This window comes from Pararhizobium sp. P1_E7 (assembly GCF_056405855.1).
In genome coordinates this window covers 1-20,436 of sequence record NZ_JBFUBH010000020.1, presented here as the reverse complement: position 1 = coordinate 20,436, position 20,436 = coordinate 1, and the positions used below count along the sequence as shown (strand labels likewise).

23 protein-coding genes are annotated in these 20,436 nt (G+C 60.2%); 7 read left to right on the top strand and 16 right to left on the bottom strand.

From position 1 onward, the window contains the following. Positions 1 to 195: 195 nt before the first annotated feature. Together AC1D17_RS18050 and AC1D17_RS18045 are read right to left on the bottom strand one after the other, a co-directional pair. The gene (locus AC1D17_RS18050) at positions 196 to 747 is read right to left on the bottom strand and encodes a YceD family protein (protein ID WP_477566726.1); all 552 of its coding nucleotides are present in this window, start codon (positions 745 to 747) and stop codon (positions 196 to 198) included. Between the two features lie 87 nt (positions 748 to 834). Continuing rightward, positions 835 to 1,374, bottom strand: coding sequence for a ubiquinol-cytochrome C chaperone family protein (locus AC1D17_RS18045; RefSeq protein ID WP_477566725.1), 540 nt, complete (start codon positions 1,372 to 1,374; stop codon positions 835 to 837). Between the two features lie 131 nt (positions 1,375 to 1,505). Between AC1D17_RS18045 and AC1D17_RS18040 the strand changes: the two genes are divergently transcribed. Continuing rightward, positions 1,506 to 2,021, top strand: a complete 516-nt coding sequence (locus AC1D17_RS18040) for an outer membrane protein assembly factor BamE (protein ID WP_477566724.1) — start codon at positions 1,506 to 1,508, stop codon at positions 2,019 to 2,021. 122 nt (positions 2,022 to 2,143) lie between these two features. On the opposite strand, the gene AC1D17_RS18035 is transcribed toward AC1D17_RS18040, so the two are convergent. The 4 genes from AC1D17_RS18035 to ribH all read right to left on the bottom strand — a co-directional run bounded on the left by AC1D17_RS18035 (position 2,144) and on the right by ribH (position 6,698). Beyond that, complete coding sequence (locus AC1D17_RS18035) at positions 2,144 to 4,282, bottom strand: sodium-translocating pyrophosphatase (RefSeq protein ID WP_477566723.1); 2,139 nt, start codon at positions 4,280 to 4,282, stop codon at positions 2,144 to 2,146. A gap of 219 nt (positions 4,283 to 4,501) precedes the next feature. Continuing rightward, entirely contained in the window at positions 4,502 to 5,737 is a 1,236-nt protein-coding gene (locus AC1D17_RS18030) for an MFS transporter (protein ID WP_477566722.1), read from the bottom strand. Between the two features lie 8 nt (positions 5,738 to 5,745). Further along, positions 5,746 to 6,240 carry a transcription antitermination factor NusB gene (gene nusB, locus AC1D17_RS18025; protein ID WP_477566721.1) on the bottom strand — a complete coding sequence of 165 codons (495 nt, stop codon included), beginning with the start codon at positions 6,238 to 6,240 and terminating at the stop codon, positions 5,746 to 5,748. Beyond that, positions 6,237 to 6,698, bottom strand: a complete 462-nt coding sequence (gene ribH, locus AC1D17_RS18020) for a 6,7-dimethyl-8-ribityllumazine synthase (RefSeq protein WP_264219261.1) — start codon at positions 6,696 to 6,698, stop codon at positions 6,237 to 6,239. Before ribH ends, nusB begins: the two co-directional genes overlap by 4 nt. A 207-nt stretch (positions 6,699 to 6,905) precedes the next feature. On the opposite strand from ribH, the gene AC1D17_RS18015 reads away from it, so the two are divergent. Beyond that, on the top strand, positions 6,906 to 7,409 hold the full coding sequence (locus AC1D17_RS18015; RefSeq protein WP_477566720.1) for a cupin domain-containing protein: 504 nt from the start codon (positions 6,906 to 6,908) through the stop codon (positions 7,407 to 7,409). 39 nt (positions 7,410 to 7,448) lie between these two features. Next, entirely contained in the window at positions 7,449 to 7,967 is a 519-nt protein-coding gene (locus AC1D17_RS18010; protein ID WP_477566719.1) for a GNAT family N-acetyltransferase, read from the top strand. A 137-nt stretch (positions 7,968 to 8,104) separates the two neighbouring features. Here AC1D17_RS18010 and AC1D17_RS18005 read toward each other — a convergent pair whose 3' ends face one another. The 7 genes from AC1D17_RS18005 to AC1D17_RS17975 all read right to left on the bottom strand — a co-directional run bounded on the left by AC1D17_RS18005 (position 8,105) and on the right by AC1D17_RS17975 (position 14,190). Next, complete coding sequence (locus tag AC1D17_RS18005; RefSeq protein ID WP_477566718.1) at positions 8,105 to 8,479, bottom strand: hypothetical protein; 375 nt, start codon at positions 8,477 to 8,479, stop codon at positions 8,105 to 8,107. Further along, a complete protein-coding gene (locus AC1D17_RS18000; protein WP_477566717.1) occupies positions 8,458 to 8,871 on the bottom strand; it encodes a hypothetical protein in 414 nt (137 codons plus the stop codon). The genes AC1D17_RS18005 and AC1D17_RS18000 overlap by 22 nt, the downstream gene beginning before the upstream one ends. A gap of 98 nt (positions 8,872 to 8,969) precedes the next feature. Continuing rightward, positions 8,970 to 9,587, bottom strand: a complete 618-nt coding sequence (locus AC1D17_RS17995) for a riboflavin synthase (RefSeq protein WP_477566716.1) — start codon at positions 9,585 to 9,587, stop codon at positions 8,970 to 8,972. After that, positions 9,587 to 10,699: a bifunctional diaminohydroxyphosphoribosylaminopyrimidine deaminase/5-amino-6-(5-phosphoribosylamino)uracil reductase RibD gene (ribD, locus tag AC1D17_RS17990; protein WP_477566715.1), complete on the bottom strand. Its 1,113-nt coding sequence runs from the start codon at positions 10,697 to 10,699 to the stop codon at positions 9,587 to 9,589. The genes AC1D17_RS17995 and ribD overlap by 1 nt, the downstream gene beginning before the upstream one ends. Before the next feature lie 172 nt (positions 10,700 to 10,871). Then, complete coding sequence (gene nrdR, locus AC1D17_RS17985) at positions 10,872 to 11,345, bottom strand: transcriptional regulator NrdR (protein WP_264265880.1); 474 nt, start codon at positions 11,343 to 11,345, stop codon at positions 10,872 to 10,874. Positions 11,346 to 11,372: 27 nt separating this feature from the next. Continuing rightward, positions 11,373 to 12,674: a serine hydroxymethyltransferase gene (gene glyA, locus AC1D17_RS17980; RefSeq protein ID WP_264219267.1), complete on the bottom strand. Its 1,302-nt coding sequence runs from the start codon at positions 12,672 to 12,674 to the stop codon at positions 11,373 to 11,375. A gap of 190 nt (positions 12,675 to 12,864) precedes the next feature. Next, positions 12,865 to 14,190: a L,D-transpeptidase family protein gene (locus tag AC1D17_RS17975; RefSeq protein ID WP_477566714.1), complete on the bottom strand. Its 1,326-nt coding sequence runs from the start codon at positions 14,188 to 14,190 to the stop codon at positions 12,865 to 12,867. A gap of 462 nt (positions 14,191 to 14,652) precedes the next feature. Here AC1D17_RS17975 and AC1D17_RS17970 point away from each other — a divergent pair, with 462 nt between their 5' ends. Beyond that, positions 14,653 to 15,216 carry a hypothetical protein gene (locus AC1D17_RS17970; protein ID WP_477566713.1) on the top strand — a complete coding sequence of 188 codons (564 nt, stop codon included), beginning with the start codon at positions 14,653 to 14,655 and terminating at the stop codon, positions 15,214 to 15,216. Between the two features lie 184 nt (positions 15,217 to 15,400). On the opposite strand, the gene ldtR is transcribed toward AC1D17_RS17970, so the two are convergent. The 3 genes from ldtR to AC1D17_RS17955 all read right to left on the bottom strand — a co-directional run bounded on the left by ldtR (position 15,401) and on the right by AC1D17_RS17955 (position 17,575). Further along, positions 15,401 to 15,913 carry a transcriptional regulator LdtR gene (gene ldtR / locus AC1D17_RS17965; RefSeq protein WP_477566712.1) on the bottom strand — a complete coding sequence of 171 codons (513 nt, stop codon included), beginning with the start codon at positions 15,911 to 15,913 and terminating at the stop codon, positions 15,401 to 15,403. A 131-nt stretch (positions 15,914 to 16,044) separates the two neighbouring features. Beyond that, positions 16,045 to 16,482, bottom strand: coding sequence for a DUF6163 family protein (locus AC1D17_RS17960; protein WP_477566711.1), 438 nt, complete (start codon positions 16,480 to 16,482; stop codon positions 16,045 to 16,047). Between the two features lie 145 nt (positions 16,483 to 16,627). Further along, entirely contained in the window at positions 16,628 to 17,575 is a 948-nt protein-coding gene (locus AC1D17_RS17955; protein WP_477566710.1) for an adenylate/guanylate cyclase domain-containing protein, read from the bottom strand. 191 nt (positions 17,576 to 17,766) lie between these two features. On the opposite strand from AC1D17_RS17955, the gene hemB reads away from it, so the two are divergent. From hemB to AC1D17_RS17940, 3 genes are all read left to right on the top strand, one after another. Next, complete coding sequence (gene hemB / locus AC1D17_RS17950; protein WP_477566709.1) at positions 17,767 to 18,780, top strand: porphobilinogen synthase; 1,014 nt, start codon at positions 17,767 to 17,769, stop codon at positions 18,778 to 18,780. A gap of 171 nt (positions 18,781 to 18,951) precedes the next feature. Next, positions 18,952 to 19,416 (top strand): RDD family protein, encoded by a 465-nt coding sequence (locus AC1D17_RS17945; RefSeq protein WP_477566708.1) that lies wholly within the window; start codon positions 18,952 to 18,954, stop codon positions 19,414 to 19,416. A gap of 190 nt (positions 19,417 to 19,606) precedes the next feature. Next, positions 19,607 to 20,368 carry an arginyltransferase gene (locus tag AC1D17_RS17940; RefSeq protein ID WP_477566707.1) on the top strand — a complete coding sequence of 254 codons (762 nt, stop codon included), beginning with the start codon at positions 19,607 to 19,609 and terminating at the stop codon, positions 20,366 to 20,368. Positions 20,369 to 20,436: the final 68 nt, after the last annotated feature.

Here is a 20,436-nt window from a genome sequence, read left to right as displayed (position 1 = left end):
ATCCTTGTTTTCCTGCCACACTGCATGTTTCGTCCCGGCGCAAGCAGTCTGAGCGATGGAGACACACGTGTTTTCATGACGTTTGAGACGCTGCGGCCCCAATTTTGGGGCAAAACGGCCCAACGGGCTGGATTTCGGCCAAAATACCGTTTTTCGCTGACGTGACAACCGATTTGTGCCGTCGGCTTTGCGGACTCAGTCCTTTTTCCAATCCTTGAGCACCGCGAAGGGATTGGGACGGACATCGTCCTTCTGTGTGCTTTCAATCCGCTCGTCGAAGCTTGCCCCTTCCTTGCGCGGATAGGGATCGATGGCAAGCGCTGCGTGCTCCGAGACGGTAACGCCGACATCGATGGTGTCGCCCGTAAACGTTTCAGGAACGTCCGGGCCCTCCGGATCGAGAATCATTTCACCGCTGTCGTTAGCCGCGATCCGCGCCAGCCGCGAGCCTTCCGGTACGAAGATCGCCTCGACGGGTTCGTCGATCTCCGCGTCCACCGGCTCCAGCGTCACCACGCAAGCCTGGACGATCCTGGCCTGAACCCGGCCCTTGACCTTGACGCCATCTTTTTTCCAGCGGGAAATCTGCAGGTCGGCGGCGAGCGAGCGGACTTCCAGCACATCCCACAAGTCGCGCAACGCTTTGCACTCGGCCCCGTTTGCCTCGATATGAACCGTCACGGCATTGGCGGAGATATGGCCGACCTTCACCGGATAGGAGAATGCTGGCTTTTCGTCATGGTTCATCGTCTGGTCCTTTCGGGCAGCGGTACCGCCCAAGATAGTGCTGCCGGCCATCGTTGCGGCGCTGGCCTTCCGTCGCGAGAGGCGAATTCAGGCCGCCGCTTGCAGCAGGTCGATCCGGCCGGTTTCTACGACATCCTCTCCCTCAAGCGCAAGCTGGGCTTCGGCGGCCAGCAGATAGTCGGCAAGGCCGAGCATCGAGAGCGACTGATCGTCTGTCTGCGGATGGAAATTACGCTTCAATGCGGCAGCCAGCTCATCGCGGTCGCCGCGCTCCAGCGCCGCAGCATAGCTTTCAAGCCGCCCATAGAACATCGACGCAAGCTTCTTCATGCGCTTGGGCACGCTGACATCGCCAACACCCAGCTCGCGGATCGAATGATCGACGTCCTCGAAGAATGCGTCGATGATCTCCTGGGCGATCTCCTGGCCGGCGCGCTGTGAGCTGCGCGTGCGGCGGAAATAGAGGATAAGCGACGCCGACAGCATCTCGAAGCGGCCCATCACCGTGTCCGGCACATCAAGGTCTGTATAGAGATACGGACGGCGGGCGGCGGCGGTCAAAAGCGCGTATTGGCGCGCAACGATGGCCGCATTGCCGTTTTTTTTGCCGAAAAGTCCGAATATCATCATAAAGCCCAAGTTTGCCTGCTTCAAAATGCGCAAGCCCGCGCATCCTGTTATTGCATGATCGCCGAAGCTGGTTTACCGAAGCAGGCACGAAATGCAATGGCGCATCTGCCAGCGTTACCTAAAGGGAGATGTCGTTGACGAAACGGTATTTCAGGTCAGACATGAAATTTCTGAACAACGTCGCTTTTACATTGGCAATTTGCGTAACGACCCTTTCCGGCTGCAAGACGGCCGATATGCTCAACACCAGCGAAACCATCAACCAGGGCTATGTCGTCGATCAGGAAACGCTGGCGCTGGCACCGGTCGGCTCCAGCCGCGAACAGGTGCTTTTGTCGCTGGGAACGCCGTCGACGACAGCCACGTTCGACAATGAAGTCTTCTACTACATTTCGCAGAAACGTCAGCGCCCCGTCGCCTTCATGAAGCCGAAGCTGATCGACCAGAGCGTGCTCGCCGTCTATTTCGACAAGGACGGCGTCGTTTCGCAGCTGGCACATTACACGCTGCAGGACGGCAAGGTCTTCGACATGATTTCCCGCACCACGCCAACCGGCGGCAAGGAAATGACCTTCCTCGGTCAGCTGCTGACCGGCAACGGCATTGGCAAGAGCATGGCGAAGTCGGTTCTGGGCGGCAACTGATACGCACGATCATGATCTCGTAAAAAAACCCGCTGGCGCGCATTGAGCCGGCGGGTTTTTCTTTGCCTGTCGTTTTTTTGCCCGCAACACCGAAGCGATGCTGCGGGCTTGTTCTCAAGCCATCACCCTGCAAGAACCGCCAGAAGCAGCAGCGCAACGATGTTGGTGATCTTGATTGCCGGGTTGACGGCCGGACCAGCCGTATCCTTGTAGGGATCGCCGACGGTATCACCGGTCACGGAAGCCTTGTGGGCCTCCGATCCCTTCATGTGGCGCGTGCCATCCTTGTCGACGAAGCCGTCTTCAAAGCTCTTCTTGGCATTGTCCCAGGCACCGCCGCCCGAGGTCATCGAGATGGCGACGAAGATGCCGTTGACGATAACACCGAGAAGCGAAGCACCGAGCGCTGCAAAGGCCGAGGCCTTCGAGCCGGAAATCAGAAGCACGCCAAAATAAACGACGATCGGAGCCAGCACCGGCAGCAGCGACGGCACGATCATTTCGCGGATCGCCGCCTTGGTCAGCATGTCGACGGCGCGGCCGTAATCCGGCCGGTCGGTGCCTGCCATGATGCCTGGCTTTTCCTTGAACTGGCGGCGCACTTCCTCCACCACCGAACCGGCGGCACGGCCGACGGCGGTCATGGCGATGCCGCCGAACAGATACGGAATGAGACCGCCGAAAATCAGGCCGGAAACCACGTATGGGTTGGACAGATCAAACGAAATCGTCCCGACATCGGCAAAATATGGAAATTTGTCGCCGTTGGCGGCAAAGTACTTCAGGTCGTTCGAATAGGCAGCAAACAGCACCAGGGCGCCGAGACCGGCCGAACCGATCGCATAGCCCTTGGTGACGGCCTTGGTCGTGTTGCCGACCGCATCGAGTGCATCGGTGGATTTGCGCACTTCCGGCGGAAGGTGCGCCATTTCGGCGATACCGCCGGCATTGTCGGTGACCGGGCCGAAGGCGTCGAGCGCCACGATCATGCCAGCAATGCCGAGCATGGCGGTGACGGCGATACCGGTACCGAACAGGCCTGCCAGCTGGTAGGTGGCGACGATGCCGCCGACGATGACGATGGCTGGAAGCGCCGTCGATTCCAGCGACACGGCAAGGCCTTGGATGACGTTGGTGCCGTGGCCGCTGACGGAGGCCTGGGCAATGGAGTTGACCGGCCGCTTGTTGGTGCCGGTATAGTACTCGGTGATCACCACGATCAGCGCGGTGACGACAAGGCCGAGAATACCGCAGACGAACAGGTTGGTACCGGTGATGTCCTTGCCCTCGACGGTGCCGATCGAGCCCCAGCCGATGGTGAGCGACGTCGCTGCGCCAAGACCGATGATCGATAGCAGACCGGTGGCGATCAGGCCCCTGTAGAGCGCGCCCATGATCGAGCCGTTGGAGCCGAGCTTGACGAAGAAGGCGCCGATGATCGAGGTGATGATGCAGGCGCCGCAGATCGCCAGCGGATAGCTCATGACGAGGCCAAGGTTGGCACCGCCGGCAAAGAAGATCGATGCCAGAACCATGGTGGCGACGATCGAGACGGCGTAGGTTTCGAACAGGTCGGCCGCCATGCCGGCGCAGTCGCCAACATTGTCGCCGACATTGTCTGCGATGGTGGCGGGGTTGCGGGGATCGTCTTCCGGAATACCGGCTTCCACCTTGCCGACGAGATCGCCGCCGACATCGGCGCCCTTGGTGAAGATGCCGCCGCCGAGACGGGCAAAGATCGAGATCAGCGACGCACCAAAGCCAAGCGACACCAAGGCATCGATCACTTCACGCGAGCCTTCGGCAAGGCCAAGACCGGCCGTCAGGACGAGATAGTAGATCGTGACGCCGAGCAGGGCGAGACCTGCGACCAGCATGCCGGTGATCGCACCGGACTTGAAGGCGATGCCGAGACCTGCCGCAAGACTGACGGAGGATGCCTGCGCGGTGCGCACGTTGGCTCTCACCGAGACGTGCATGCCGATGAAACCGGCCATACCCGACAGAACCGCGCCGATCAGGAAGCCGATGGCGGCTGTCGCGGAGAGAAGAACCCATGCAGCGACGAAAACGACGGCGCCGACCATGGCAATGGTCATGTATTGACGTGTGAGATAGGCCTGCGCCCCCTCGCGTATGAAGCCTGCAATCTCTTGCATGCGGGCATTGCCCTGATCGGCTGACAGCACCGATTGCGTCGCCCAGATGGCATAGACCACCGAAAGCAACCCGCATGCGATAACGCCCAGAAGTATGGTCATTTCGCTCTTTCCTCCGTTTAGCCTGCGGGCTCACTCCGTTCCACAGGCCCCCAAAAAGCGCAGCAGACCAAACCTCCTCTTCAAGCATGGGCCGCATACGTGGCCGCAGAGTGCGGTGGCGAATCGGGATCGTCAAGCCGCCCCAATCGGAAAAACCCACGTTTTTCGGTAGGTTGGCGGTGCCTTACAAATACGGAATACGACTTTTGGAGATAAATCTCAGGCAGCACGCCGCCTTTCGGCGACAAACAGCGAAATGAGCAGCAAAAGGCAGAATGCCGTCACCGGCCAGATGGCAGCGCTCAGCATGTCCCAGCCATAGGCGGTGAGGACCTTGCCGGAACCGAAGGACGCGAGCGCAACCGCGGTGAACAGGATGATGTCGTGAAAACCCTGCACCTTGTCGGCTTCCTGCGGCCGGTAGCTTGAGGCGACAATCGCCGTCGAGCCGATGAAGCCAAAGTTCCATCCGGCCCCGAGCAGGATCAGCGCACCCCAGAAATTCCACAGCGCAATCCCCGCATGCGCCACCAGTGCGCACAGCATCAGGATGACCAGCCCGCAGGCGACCACCCTTTCGGCACCATAGCGGCTGACCAGCATGCCGGTGAAGAAGCTCGGCGCAAACATCGCCAGCACATGCCACTGGATGCCGAGCGTTGCCATGTCCTGCGAGAAGCCGCAGCCGACCACCATGGCGATCGGCGCGCCGGTCATCATGAAGGTCATCAGCGCATAGGTGGAGATGCCGCAGACCATGCCGGTGAGGAAGCGCTGGTTGAGCACGATCTCGCGCAACGGGCGGATGGGGCCGGCTGCAGTGGTGCCTGCGACGGGGCGTAGATCCGGCAGCCGCAGAAACGCCAGGATGGCGATTGCCGCTAAGCAGGTGGGAACGAGCGCGATGAAGGCACCGGCAAAGAACACGGGCGCCAGCATATCCTTCGTCAGGATGACCAGTTGCGGCCCGAGCACGGCAGACCCCATGCCGCCGGCCAAAATCCAGGAGATCGCTCTCGGCTTATAGAACCGGGGGGACGCGTCCGCCGCGGCAAAGCGCAGTTTCTGGGTAAAGCCGCCGGCGACGCCGGATATGCACAATCCCAACGCAAACAGCCAGAAGTCACTTTGAAACAGCGCATAGGCGGCAAGTACTCCGCCTCCGGCGCCCAGAAGCGCGCCAACCACGAAGGCTGCCTTGCGGCCGAGCAACCGGGACGTGGCGGCGACGAAAACCGCGCCGAGCGCGACGCCGACATTGAACCCTGTCAGCGGAGCTGTCGCCAGCGACTTGTCGGCACCAAGCAGCTGATATCCGGCGACACCGCCGACGGAAAAGACGATCGGACCGATCGTCCCGAGAACGGCCTGGGCCGCAGTCAGCAGATAGACATTGCGGCGGGCACCACGCAGTTCATGATCCATGTCCTGCACACCGCCAGTCCGCCCTGACATCGCATGTCCTATTTCTTGACGTCGGTTCTGATCGTGCGGGCGATCCGGTCAAGCACGGCATTGACGAGCTTGGGCTCATCCTCTTCGAAGAACGCCTTGGCGATCTCGACATATTCGGTGACGATCACGGCGACGGGCACGTCCTTGCGTTCGCGCAGCTCGAACGTGCCGGCGCGCAGGATAGCGCGGACCGTCGAATCGAGACGCGAAAGCGCCCAGTCGTCCTGGAGGGCCGTGCCGATCAGCGGATCGAGCAGGCGCTGGTCGCGCACGACGCCAGCCACGATCGAGCGAAACCACGAGGCATCCGCCTTCAGATAGGTATCGCCGTCGATTTCCTGGCCAAGCCTATGGGCTTCGTATTCCGCGACGATCTCGAGCACGCCGGTACCGCCGACATCCATCTGGTAGAGGGCCTGAACAGCAGCAAGACGGGCAGCACCGCGCTGGTTTGCCTGCTTGACCGGCTGGTCGGCCGGCGGATTGGTAGGATTATCGCTCACTGTTCGCCGCCCAGCTTGATCTTCAGGTCGATCATGGTGAGCGCTGCGCGGGCAGCAAAACCACCCTTGTCGCCTTCGCTCTTCCTGGCGCGGGCCCAGGCCTGATCGTCGTTTTCGACGGTCAGGATGCCATTGCCGATGGCAAGGCTTTCGCTGACGGCAAGATCCATCAGGGCGCGCGAGGATTCGTTCGAGACGATGTCGAAGTGGTAGGTCTCGCCGCGGATGACCATGCCGAGCGCGACGAAACCGTCATACTCGGTGCCGCCATTGTCGATGCCGTCGAGCGCCATGGCGATGGCCGCTGGAATCTCCAGCGCGCCGGGAACGGTCACGACATCATAGGTCGCGCCGGCATCCTTGAGCGCTGACGTCGCGCCATCGAGCAAAGCGTCGGCCATGTCGTCATAGAAACGCGCTTCCACAATCAGAATATGTGGTTTCTCAGTATCGGACATTTGTCACCTGTCTGAAATTGGGGGCCGGACATCTCCAGCGCAGGCGGCGGTCAAACCACGCCGGAGCCCCGTTGGCAAGCATTTTTCGCGTCTGGCGCCGATTTGGCAAGACCATTGAGGACCGTTGCAGGCGAAAACACCGAAATTGCCGCCGTCTTTTCAATCCGATGGCCGTTCTGTACAAGTTTGCCCGGAGCGGAGGAAAACATGACAGAGAAATACAAACCCGTCGTCAATCCCAGCGAACTTGAGCTGGACCATTGGCACGAAGGCACGTTCTTCGAGTCCCGGGACGCATCCTTCGGCGCAAAACTCGGCCTGAAGGATCTCGGCATCGGCTACGGCGAAGTACCGCCGGGCAAATCCGGCTGCCCGTTCCACAATCACCATATCGAGGAGGAACTGTTCGTCATTCTGAGCGGACAGGGCGAGTATCGCTTCGGTCCCGATCGCTACCCCGTCAAACCGGGCGACGTACTCGGCGCGCCGGCCGGCGGCCCGGAGACCGCCCATCACCTGATCAATACCGGCACTGTCCCCCTCACCTATCTTTCAATTTCGACCAGTGCGAAGGCCGAAATTGTCGAATATCCGGATTCGGGAAAGTTCCTTGCCAAGTCGCGGGCGGTGCCCGGCGGAAAACCCGTCTTCCGTTTTGTCGGACGCAAGGAAAGCGAAACCGATTATTGGGACGGCGAGCCGGGAATCTGATCGAATAGGGGAATCGCATTCAAACGGACTGAACAGCCCATGCACAGCGTCCCCACCATCGAAACCGAACGCCTGATCCTTCGCCCCTACCGCCGCGACGACTTTGCCGCCTATAGCGCCCTGTTTGCCGATGCCGAGGTGACGCGCTTCATCGGCGGCGTGCCGTTTTCGCGCGAGCAGGCCTGGACGCGTTTCCTGCGCCAGGTCGGCATGTGGCATTATTTCGGCTTTGGCTTCCTGGCATTGCAGGACCGCGCGACCGGCCAGTTCATCGGCGAGGCCGGCTTTCATGACCTCCACCGCGTCATCACCCCGTCCCTCGAAGGCACGATGGAAACCGGCTGGGCACTGTCGCCACGCTCGCACGGCCGTGGTCTTGCGACAGAGGCCGTCGCCGCAGTATTGAAATGGGGTGACCAGCAGTTTCCGGCGCTGAAGAAGACCTGCATCATCGACGTCGCCAACCTCGCATCTTTGCGGGTGGCATCGAAGCTACAGTTCAAGGAAGCGCGGCGAACGACGTATCACGGTGCACAGGTGATCCTGCTGGAGCGGTGATTGGCGTCATCTGCGGTTTGAGGCAAACCACCTTTCGCCACTCTTAGCCGTACCCTACTGCCAAACACAGATGGGAGGGAGAGGCCCGATTGAGCCCTTTTCACTGGCTAGCACGATGACGACCTGCGCACCGCAAACTATAGGTTTGATCTAATAACAATACCATCAGGCAAGAAAACGCCGTTAAATCTATTGCCAGCGACATTCGCCGACCCGATGTCGGGCATGTTTATGAAGGATTTCATAGCCTGCACCACAGGCTTTCCTTCTCCGGTAAACTCAACTGCACCTATGTCAAGGCCGGCTAGATCGTCTCTATGCCGTGAAACGGTATCTGCGACGGTGAAATAGAATTGGCGCTTATCGTTCATTTCTTTTGCGGGAACAATCCAAAGTTTCCAACTGTCAGTGTCAGAAAAATTCACCCACATCGCAAATCGTGGTTTTGCTGGTGTTTGATCCAAAAACCTTACGAGGTTTTGCCCGTTTCTCACCAATGTGCTTTGATCCATGGCAGAACTCCATTTGCTTGGTTGGTAACCGCCCCCAACATTATCTGGGTCGTTCCTACGTCTATAATATTATACCTTATGTCTGGCCCCCACTCACAGACAATCGCCCAGTTTGCGGCAAACGTCGGATTGTGATCCTGAGCCTCTTTCAACAGCGCAGACAAACCAGCGACTTTTACTAACTTCTGGAGGTCATGATCGTAGATTGATCGGATAAAACTCAACTCGGGAATTGTCTCGGCAGAGATCTGTTTCGCGACGCAGGCCTTAAGTCCGATTTCAATCGCATACCCTGCCAAATAATAGGCATTTGAAGCTCGTCCAAGCTGCAAAAGAGCTTCTGCATCGTCAATCTTTGCCTGAGCAACAAGCCGGAGATCATGTCTCCTCATCACGCGCCTCGCGATATCCTGTATTCTGTGTTCGCGTTCACCATTTCCGAAATTCTTGGCAAGTCAAGACAAGAGGGCGACGAGTTAAGGCTTAATCCTCAAACCTTCGCCACCGGAAATTCCGCCAGCCTTGCCGCATAGCGTGCCATCGTATCGACTTCGAAATTGACGAAGTCGCCGGCCTTGCGTTGACCCCAGGTCGTCACTTCCAGCGAATGACGGATAAGCAGTACGTCGAAATCCGGGCCGTCGACGGCATTGACCGTCAAGGATGTCCCGTCCAGCGCGACAGAGCCCTTCGGTGCCACGAATTTTGCCAGATGTTCCGGCGCGCGCAGGCGGAAGCGGGTTGCCTCGCCTTCGGTTTCAACCGACAGAATTTCCGCCTTGCCATCGACATGGCCGGAAACCAGATGGCCGCCGAGTTCGTCGCCGATCTTCAGCGAGCGTTCCAGATTGATCTTCTGGGTCGCACTCCACGACGAAATCGTCGTCAGCCGCAACGCCTCTTCCCAGGCCTCGACCTCGAACCAGCGCCCGTTTGCCCCCTCTTCCGGCAGCGTCGTCACGGTCAGGCAGACGCCGGAACAGGCGATCGAGGCGCCGATGTCGATGCCCTTGGGATCATAGGCCGTGGCGATGCGCAGCTTGATGCCTTCATCAAGCGACGTAATCGTTTCGACAGTGCCGATATCGGTGATAATGCCGGTAAACATCAGGAAGCTCTTTCATATTCATAGGTGTCGAGGAGGTCGTCGCCAAATGTGTCCGTCCGCGTGTGAACGAAGCCCACCGGGATCAGTTTCCGGTCAAGTGGGGATGGTACACCCTCCTCGCCAAGGGCAAGCGGCGCGGTAAACAGAAGAATCCGGTCGATCAACCCATCATTGAGGAATTGCTGTGCCGTCTTTGCACCACCCTCGACAACAAGCGAGGATACGCCCCGCGTTGCCAGAGCAGCGAGCAGATCGGCCGGCACCTTCGGGTCGCAGACGACAACCTCGACACCGGCTGATTCCAGGGCCTGGCGCCGTTCAAGAAAGGCAACGGAACCCTCACTCTGACCCGTCACCACAAGCACATGCACATCCCGCGCGGTCTGTGCGAGCTTCGAGGTGACCGGCAGGTTGAGATCATCGTCGATGACGATGCGCAACGGCGACCGATGCTCCAGGCCGGGGATGCGCGCGGTCAATTGCGGATCGTCGGCAATCGCCGTGCCGATACCGACGAGGATGGCATCGGTCTCGGCCCGCAGCCGATGGACCAACGCTCGGGCTTCGGCACCGGTAATCGGCACCTGCCCCCGCCCCTTGATGCCGATCATGCCGTCGGCGGAAACAGCGAGTTTGAGAGTGACATACGGCCGGTTGCTGCGCTTGCGCATGAGGTATCCCTCAAGCTCGCGCTCGCCTTCCTCCGCTAGAACACCGGTGACGACCTTAATGCCGGCGTCGCGCAGCATCTCCAGCCCATGCCCCGAAACGCGTTCGTCCGGATCGATGACGGACACGACGACGCGGGCGACACCGGCTGCGATCAAAGCGCCGGCACAGGGCGGCGTCTTGCCGTGATGGGAGCAGGGTTCGAGCGTGACATAAGCCGTGGCGCCGCGCGCGGCCGCTCCGGCGGCGGCCAGGGCCTGCGTTTCCGCATGCGGCCTGCCGCCCTTTGCCGTGACGGCACTGCCGACGATCTTCGGGCCGCCCCCATCGTTGCGGACAATCACGCAGCCGACGGACGGATTGGAGCCGGTCGCACCAAGGTTCATGTGTGCGAGGCGCAGCGCCTCCGCCATAAAACGCTGGTCTTCAGCCATTTCCGCCATGTCGATGCCATCCCTCACCCTGCAGACGTCAAACGCCGCCCTTTCGGGCGGCGCAGGTACCACAGCGCCGCGCGTCATTCATGACGCGCAAAGGTCGCTGTAACACTTTTGATCTGCTGCATAATCTTTCCTTGAATCGATTCCGATACAAGGAATTATGCAGTAGCAGCGATCAGGCCCCGGGATCGCGCGCGATCTTGGCGCTGATCTCGGCGATCACCTTCTCGAAGTCCTCGGCATGGGAGAAATCGCGGTAGACCGAAGCGTAACGGACAAAGGCAACGTCATCGAGGCCTTTTAGCGCCTCAAGCACCTGCAGGCCGATCTCTTCGGAGGGGATTTCCGTTTCGCCGGAGCTTTCCAGCCGCCGGACGATGCCCGACACCGCCCGCTCGATCCGGTCACGATCGACCGGCCGCTTGCGAAGCGCGATTTCGAACGACCTGAGCAGTTTATCGCGGTCGAACGGCGCCTTGCGGCCGGTCTTCTTCAGGATCATCAGTTCCCGAAGCTGCACCCTTTCGAAGGTCGTGAAGCGGCCGCCGCAATCCGGGCAGATGCGCCGGCGGCGGATGGCGGCGCCATCCTCCGCAGGACGGCTGTCCTTCACCTGGCTGTCTTCCGATCCGCAATAGGGGCAGCGCATTCGGGCTCCTTGATCAGAGGTAGGGGATCAGAGATACGGGTACATCGGGAAACGGTCGGTCAGCTTGACGACTTTTTCGCGAACACCAGCCTCTACCGCAGCATTGCCTTCATCCGAATTGGCGACCTTGAGGCCATCGAGGACTTCGACGATCAGGTTGCCGATTTCGCGGAATTCGGCTTCCTTGAAACCGCGTGTCGTACCGGCAGGCGTGCCGAGGCGAACGCCGGAGGTGACGAACGGCTTTTCCGGGTCGAACGGGATACCGTTCTTGTTGCAGGTGACGTAGGCGCGGCCAAGTGCTGCTTCAGCCCGCTTGCCGGTGGCGTTCTTCTTGCGCAGATCGACCAGCATCAGATGGTTGTCGGTGCCGCCCGAAACGATGTCGAGACCGCCGGCCACCAGCGTTTCGGACAGCGCCTTGGCGTTCTTGACGATCTGGGCCGCGTAATCCTGGAACTCCGGCTTCAGCGCTTCACCGAGAGCAACTGCCTTGGCGGCGATGACATGCATCAGCGGGCCGCCCTGCAGGCCCGGGAAGACTGCCGAGTTGAACTTCTTTGCCAGATCCTCGTCATTGGTCAGGATCATGCCGCCGCGCGGTCCACGCAGCGACTTGTGCGTGGTGGTGGTGGCAACGTGGCAATGCGGGAATGGCGACGGGTGCTGGTTACCGGCAACGAGACCGGCAATGTGCGCCATGTCAACCATGAGGTAGGCGCCGACTTCATCGGCAATTTCGCGGAACCGCTTCCAGTCCCAGATGCGGGAATAGGCGGTGCCGCCAGCGATGATCAGCTTCGGCTTGTGAGTGCGAGCCTTTTCGGCCACGGCATCCATATCGAGCAGGTTGTCGCCTTCGCGCACGCCGTAGGACACGACGTTGAACCACTTGCCGGACATGTTGACCGGCGAACCGTGCGTCAGGTGTCCCCCGGAGTTGAGATCGAGGCCCATGAAGGTGTCGCCCGGCTGCAGCAGCGCCAGGAACACGGCCTGGTTCATTTGCGAACCGGAATTCGGCTGAACGTTGGCAAAGTTGACGCCGAACAGCTTCTTGGCGCGCTCGATGGCGAGTTCTTCAGCGATATCGACGAACTGGCAGCCGCCGTAATAGCGCTTGCCCGGATAGCCCTCGGCATACTTGTTGGTCATGATCGAGCCCTGGGCTTCGAGCACGGCGCGCGAGACAATGTTCTCAGAAGCGATCAGCTCGATCTCATGGCGCTGGCGGCCCAGCTCCTTTTCGATCGCACCAAAAATATCCGGATCGCTGTCGGCGAGAGAACGGCTAAAGAATACGTCGGTGGCGGCGGAAGAAACGCTCATTCTCAAAGCTCCTTAAGAGGCGGTGGCACGGTGTTTACCGTCCTCGCATGGCAAGGGCAATACGGGCTGTGCGATTTGCGTCATTTCCCCCATTTGCCGCGGCGGGAATACGACAGCCGCCGCTAAAACAAAAGGCCGCGCTCCCCTTCAAAGGTGCGCGGCCTTGGCTCAATCAAATGCAGACCGGCTTTTACTGCGGTAGATTGTCCCGTTCGACGGTACCTGCCGCCTGCTCGATGCCGGTGGTGGTCTGCAGCGCCAGTTCCTGCTCGCCGTCCATCTCGTAGATGTCGTCGCGGAACTGCACGATGCCGTCGGTTGCCGCCCAGGCGGTGATATACTTGAAATAGACCGGGACTTCGACCGCCAGCTTGATCGGCGAGTTCTGGCCGGCGCGAATCGTCGATTCGATCTGCTGGCGCGACCAGCCGGGCGTGTCGCGCAAAAGCCAGGTGGTCAGGTCGCGCACGTTCTGGACGCGCACGCAGCCGGAACTCTCGAACCGCGCGAGCTTGTTGAACAGGCCCTGCTGCGGCGTGTCGTGCATGTACTCGTTGTTCGGGTTGTGGAAGTTGATCTTCGTCGAGGCCATTGCGTTGGTCTTGCCGGGATCCTGGCGGAAGGTCAGGTTCGGCGCCTTCTCGGCATTCCAGTCGATCGTTTCCGGCGCGACCTCGTTGCCCTGTCCGTCAATGAGGCGGATCGAATTCTTGTTCAGATATTCCGGGTCCTTGCGCATCAGGGGAACGATGTCCTTCTCGACGATCGAGCGCGGAGACGTCCAATAGGGGTTGAGGATGACCTCGTAGATCTTCGAGTTGATGATGTGGGTCGGGCGGCTGATACGGCCGACGACCGCCGTATGGCGCGTCGCGACGCGGCCGTTTTCGACGGCTTCGATATAGGCAGCCGGAATGTTGACCAGAACATAGCGGTTGCCGAGATCGCCGGACATCGACTGCAGGCGCACGATGTTCGTATTCAGCTGGCCGAGGCGGACATCGGCCGAGATGTTCATTGCCTTGACCGAATATTCGCCGAGCACGCCGTCGGCGGGCAGGCCGTGGCGGGCCTGGAAGCGCTTGACCGCGCCATCGACATAGCTGTCGAAGGAATTGGAAATGCCGGCGGAGCGCGGCAGGTCGCCGGAGATGATCAGACGCTGGCGCAGGGCCTGCACGGACGGATCGGAGACGCCCATTTCCAGCCGAACCGGCGAATTGACCTGCGGCCAGCCGCCGGCCGAAACGATCTGCTGATACTGGCCAACGGCGTTCTGGGTGTTGGCAAGCGTATTCATACCGAAGATCGGGGTATTGGACACGACGGCCGTGGCGCTGCGCGAAGCCTTGGCGTCAAACTGGTCGTCCCAGGCGCCGCGGCGCGGTGCATTGATGATCTCGTCAAGCGCGTCCTGCGCAAACGCGCCACCGGCCCATGCTGCAGCGCCGAAAGCCGCCGCCGAGGCCAGGAAGCCACGGCGCGAAAAAGCATCAATTCCGGGTTTTTTCGACATATTTCCTACCATCCAATGCTGCGACGCAAAACGCAGAGCTATCACGAATATGGTTAACAAACGCAAACTATACTTGCAGCTCCCTGCCCGCCGTTCACATTTTTGAGATCGCGAACGCAATTTGCGGCCAGTCGCGCATCGGCAACAGAAGCAACGCAGGACCCGCATTCCCAAGGCTCGTCGCTGTCACAGTAATATGGCCAATTCGTGTCGCCTGGCGGTCGCCATGGGCTGTTGGACAAGATGCAGACGGATGAAATTGCCCTGACAGCGGACCAAAACGAGGAAGCTGCCTGCCGTGAAGATAATGAGCACCCCGGTGGACCTCAGCTTGGGTCTGGCGACAGTTTCAGTTCCAAGCCGGCTCAATAGCAAGATGTTTGCAATGCCTCATTGCTCTCAACCGATTGGCAACTTCCAACTGCTATCGGGACGCGATTTCAACGGGGAGTATTGTTTTCTATGTCCGACAATCGGTTCACACTCTACACCGCTCTGGTCACCGCCGCCTTCTCGGTCGTGTCGGCTGGACTTGGTGCGATGGGCGGCGTTGCGTCAAACATCGGCCCAAAGGCGTTTGATTGGTACACAGGCGAGACCGTTCCGAAGGCTGCGGTTACCAACGAAACCGAGCGTGCAAATGCGCTGCAGGTTAAGCTCGATCAAGCCGCCTTGGACATCAAAGCGGCAAAGGATGCAAACGCGGTGCTGGGGGCTGACAACAAGCAGGCCCGCGATGTCATCGCACGCCTTTCAAACGTCATAGCGACCTATAACGGGGAAGCAGCCGTCCAAACTCTCTCGTACAAGAGTGAATTTCGATATCCCGGCACAGAACTGGTCGTCTACCTTGAAAAACCCATTCCTGGCGGAGTGCTCATGAGCATAATGGGACGCAACTATTCTGTTCCCGAAAATATCCCGATTGGCGTCGTTTCCGCTTCAATGGCCAACTGCACGGTCGAGGTTGAAAAGGTTACCGGCGTCGGTGCCACGGTCATCGGGCGGTGCGTGGCTACCCAGTAGCAGTTCGACCTATGTGGTCTCACGCAATTTACGGCAGATCGTTGATCGGCGCATTCTCGAAGAAACGCCTGAACGATGTCGAACGCGATGAAGGCTTCCTCGTCGTTCCGTCCTATGTGCGCTTCTCATCCTGCGGCCATTGAGCCGCAGGAGAGGAGAAACAGCAGTCAGCTTACGGGGCTGATCAGAGCTTGTAGAGCATCGTGTCGTTCCAGAAGCGGTCGAGGCGCTGCAGGAGCTTGTTCATCTGGCCGAACTCGTCGGTGCCGATGCCGCCGACCTTCTGGATCGAGCCGATATGGCGTTCATAGAGCTTGGCGACCGTTTCGGCGATGTCCTGGCCCTCGTCCGTCAGGCTGATGCGGACCGAGCGGYGGTCGACGCGCGAGCGCTGGTGATTGATGAAGCCGAGATCAACCAGCTTTTTAACATTGTAGGATACGTTGGAGCCGAGGTAGTAACCGCGCGAGCGCAGTTCGCCGGCCGTCAGTTCCGAATTGCCGATGTTGAAGAGGAGAAGCGCCTGGACGGCGTTGACGTCGGAGCGGCCCGACCGGTCGAATTCGTCCTTGACGACGTCGAGCAGACGACGGTGAAGACGTTCGACGAGATGAAGGGATTCCATGTAGAGCGAACGGATCGCATCTTCGTGGGGGTCTTTGACGGCAACGGCCTGCGGTTTCATTTTGGTGTTCATGATGACTGCCTCACTGTTTTGTTTGGCGGTGTATGTTTCTCTTCCCGCCTTGAGGTAGACACTATCGAATACGTATAAAATTCTACTTAAACACCAGCCTTAACAGCGCCTTACTATCCACAGCCCTTGTCTCAGGGTAAATCAATTCTTGCAGCACGGGCCTGCTTGGCCCGCTGATAGAAGATCGTAGCCCGGAAAAGCACGAAGGTAACGGCCACTGCGGCGTGCAGGATGACGATCAAAGGCTTGGCCCCGAATATCTGCGGATAGACACCGAACATGACGAGTTCCACCCCGGCTGCCACCACCCAGATAACCGGCCCCCAGGAGACCAGCAGCCACAATCCAAGCGCTGCGACGGGATAGACAACGGCGAGTGCTGTTGCTGCTACCCGCCACGGCACCGGCAGAAGATCGAACCGGCCGCCGCCGCCGAAGGAAAAGCCGATCAGCATTGCCCAATAGTTCAGGCCGAACCAGAAAGACGATACGGCCACCAGCCGCAGGAACAGCCCGAACAGCCTTTCGGTCAGCGAGATTTTGGGGATTTTTACAGAATCAGGGGCCATGGCGGCGAAGATAGGTCGGGGACGAGCGCTTTGCCAGACGGATATTTTTCCCCGCACGGCGCACCGGCGAGCGCTCCGCCGCGATTCGAGGCAGCTCTCCTCGGCATCCGGACACGGCACACGCAGCTATCGGCGCGCCGCCCTGTCAACGGCGGATGATCCGGTACAGGGCCGCCACGGTGCCAATCGCGAGAAGCGGCCAGCCGGACCAGAAAATCCCGTTCCACGTCAAAACATTGATCCCGGCAATGCCCAGGCCGATGACGCTGAGGGCTGCGAGGAGTCGGTCGAAACGGTTCTGGATGGACACCCAGACCAGCGCCCAAAGGACAGCCAGCCCCAGAACCGGCCATGCCGACCAGAAAACGCCGCGCCAGGACAGGGCGTTGATGGCGACGAGAACAACGGCCGCCAGCCCGGCGATCGCAAGCAGCGGGCGCGCGATCGGCGCCAGTCGCGCCACGGACGTCGCTGCTTTGGCGTCCGGCCGTGTTCCGGCATCTGCGCCGGTCCCTGGCTTGGGAGCCGGGCGAGGCGTCGTGTCCGCCCGTGACGGCGTCTCGCTTGTGCCGTCGCCGACGCGCACGGCATAGCTCGGCACCGCGTCGGCGATATTCTTGACCGGCAACGGCCCGAGGAAATCGAAGCTGACGGCCACCTTGTTGCGCACCTGGTCGTATACGGTATTGGAAATGACAATCCCGCCGGCTTCGGCCGATGCCTGCAGCCGGGCGGCAATATTGACGCCGTCCCCGTAGATATCGTCGCCATCGACGATCACATCGCCGAGATTGATGCCGATGCGAAACAACATGCGACCGTCCGCCGGCCGCGCCGCATTGCGGCCGGCCAGCTCGTTTTGAACGTCCATTGCCGCACGCAGGCACTCAACGACGCTCGGGAATTCGGCAATCACCCCGTCGCCCCAGGTATTGATCACCCGCCCGCCATGGGCGTCGATCAGCCGGGACATCGCCTCGCGGTAACGCTTCAGCATCGCCAGCGTGCCTTCCTCGTCCGCTCCCATCAGGCGTGTGTAGTCCTGCACGTCGGCGCAGAAGATCGTTGTCAGCTTGCGTTGCGTCTCGCCCATGTTCCCCCCACGTCTCCCGGCAATCAGGCCAGCCCGGTTGCATCCGAAGGAATATGGGGATTGCAACCAGCAGGAAAAGACCCACGGCCCTTCAAGGGACGATGAAACGCCGCACCTCAAACATTTTCCTTTGACGATTGCCCATGATAAACGCAACCAGATCAAGACGAAGCTGACGAAAGACGATCGCCATGACCGACAAGACCGACACCGTTGACCTCATCACCGGCCACCGCCGCATGCGTCGCAACCGCAAGGCCGACTGGACCCGCCGGATGGTGCAGGAAAACCGGCTGACGGTCGATGACCTGATCTGGCCGATCTTCGTTGTTCCCGGCGAAAACATCGTCGAGCCGATCGACGCCATGCCCGGTGTCAACCGGATGAGCGTCGACAGGGCCGTGGAGGCAGCCAGGCAAGCCGCCGATCTCGGTATCCCGGCCCTTGCGACCTTCCCGAATGTCGATATTTCCCTGCGCGACGACACCGGCTCCAACAGCCTTGCCGCCAACAACCTGATCAATGAGACGACGCGGGCCATCAAGAAGGCCGTGCCGAATATCGGCGTGATAACCGACGTGGCGCTCGACCCGTTCACCAGCCATGGCCATGACGGCATCCTGCGCAACGGCGAGATTGTCAACGACGAGACAGTGGCGCAGATCGCCAAGGCCGCCGTCCTGCAGGCCGATGCCGGCGCCGACATCATCGCGCCTTCCGACATGATGGATGGCCGCATCGGCGCCATCCGCCGGGCGCTGGATGCAGCCGGTCACCAGAATGTCGGCATCATGGCCTATGCCACCAAGTTCGCCTCGGCCTTCTATGGCCCTTACCGTGAAGCGATCGGCACCAGCGGCCTGCTCAAGGGTGACAAGAAGACCTACTATATCGATCCGGCCAATGGCACCGAAGCGATGCGTGACGCTGCCCTCGACGTCGAGGAAGGCGCCGACATGCTGATGGTCAAGCCCGGCCTGCCCTATCTCGATATCTGCTGGCGGATGAAGGAAAGCTTTGGGCTGCCGGTCTTTGCCTATCAGGTCTCCGGAGAGTATTCGCAGATCAAGGCCGCCGCCGCCAATGGCTGGATCGACGGCGAACGCGTCATGCTCGAAACCCTGCTTGCCTTCAAGCGCGCCGGCTGCGACGGCATCCTCAGCTATTTCGCCATGGATGTGGCGCGGATTCTGGCCAAGCGGTGACACCCGCCACGGTCTGTTTCAGCGCCCGCAAGATCAGCCAGCAATGGGTTGCCGCCTGGTAGCACAAGGCCTATGCCGGCACATCATCGCCCACGGCAGGTTCACCTTGCGTGACGGATTTGCATTTTTGCCGCCACTTCCCATATCAGGCAGAGAACTGGAGACACAGACATGAGCGTGCAGGACGAAAATCTCAGAATTCCGAGCAATGACTGGCGGGCCTATCAGGGCGTGCTCAGCCGGCGCGCCATGGCGTTCGTGATCGATTACGCGATCGTCGCCCTCTTGTGGATCCCGGCTGCGGTCGTGGTGTTCTTCCTCGGCATCCTGACGCTCGGCCTTGGCTTTTTCCTTTATCCGGTGCTCTTTGCCGGCCTCGCGATGCTGTATTTCGGCATAACGGTGGGCGGCCCGAAGCAGGCATCGCCGGGCATGAGCATGATGGGGCTGGCAATCGCCCGCACCGACGGCCGGCCAATGGATTTTCTCACAGCCATCGTCCATCTGGTGATCTTCTGGATCGCCAACGCGCTGCTGACGCCGCTTGTCCTGCTGGTCGGCCTGTTCACCGACCGTGGCCGACTGCTGCATGACCTGCTCATCGGCACGGTTACGGTCCGCCGCGACGCCTATTGATTCGGCTGATTTGCGGCGGGATGGCGACGGGTTGTTGCGTCATCCCGCCGCTGTCATGCAGCCGGCAAACCTTAAATCACAGGTTTACGACATCGCAACGCGACAGTTCAAAAAGTCGCGATTGACCTTTTTCAATCTTGCGCCATGCTAATGTTTTCCAAGCGGCCTAGAAGAGCGATCCCCGCGCCATATGAACACGCAAACTGCACCGTCTCCACAGTTTTACCTGACCGCACCGGCAACCTGCCCGTATCTGCCGCAGGAGATGGAACGGAAGGTGTTTACCCACATGGTGGGCGAGCGGGCGCCTGAACTGAATGATCTCCTCACCCAGGGCGGGTTCCGCCGGTCACAGAATATCGCCTACCGGCCGGCCTGCGAAAGCTGCCGGGCCTGCGTTTCGGTGCGCATCGTCGCCGGCGAATTTTCCCCCACCCGCTCGATGCGGCGTATCCTGGCGCTGAACAGCGACGTGGTCTCGACGGAATATCCGGCAGAACCCTCCAGCGAGCAGTACAGCCTGTTTCGCCGCTATCTCGACCATCGCCACCAGAAGGGCGGCATGTCCGACATGTCGGTGCTGGATTATGCGATGATGGTCGAGGATACCCATGTCAACACCAAGATCATCGAATACCGGCTCAAGGTCGAAGGCGACGGTATCGGCAAGGCGAAGGGACCGTTGATCTCGGCAGCACTCACCGACAAGATGGGCGACGGCCTGTCGATGGTCTATTCCTATTTCGACCCCGATTTGGCCGACCGTTCGCTCGGCACCTTCATGATTCTCGATCATATCCGCAAGGTGAAGGACCGTGGCCTGCCGCACGTCTATCTTGGCTATTGGGTCAAGGGGTCGCGTAAAATGGACTATAAAACAAAATTTCTGCCGCAGGAGCACCTTATGGCCCAGGGCTGGGAGCGCTATACAGGTGAAAACACACCCACCTGACGGGACTAGAGCCTCGTACGATAAATGAGGCGCATTCTGTTGTCTCAAATCGGCCGATCCGCTAGAAG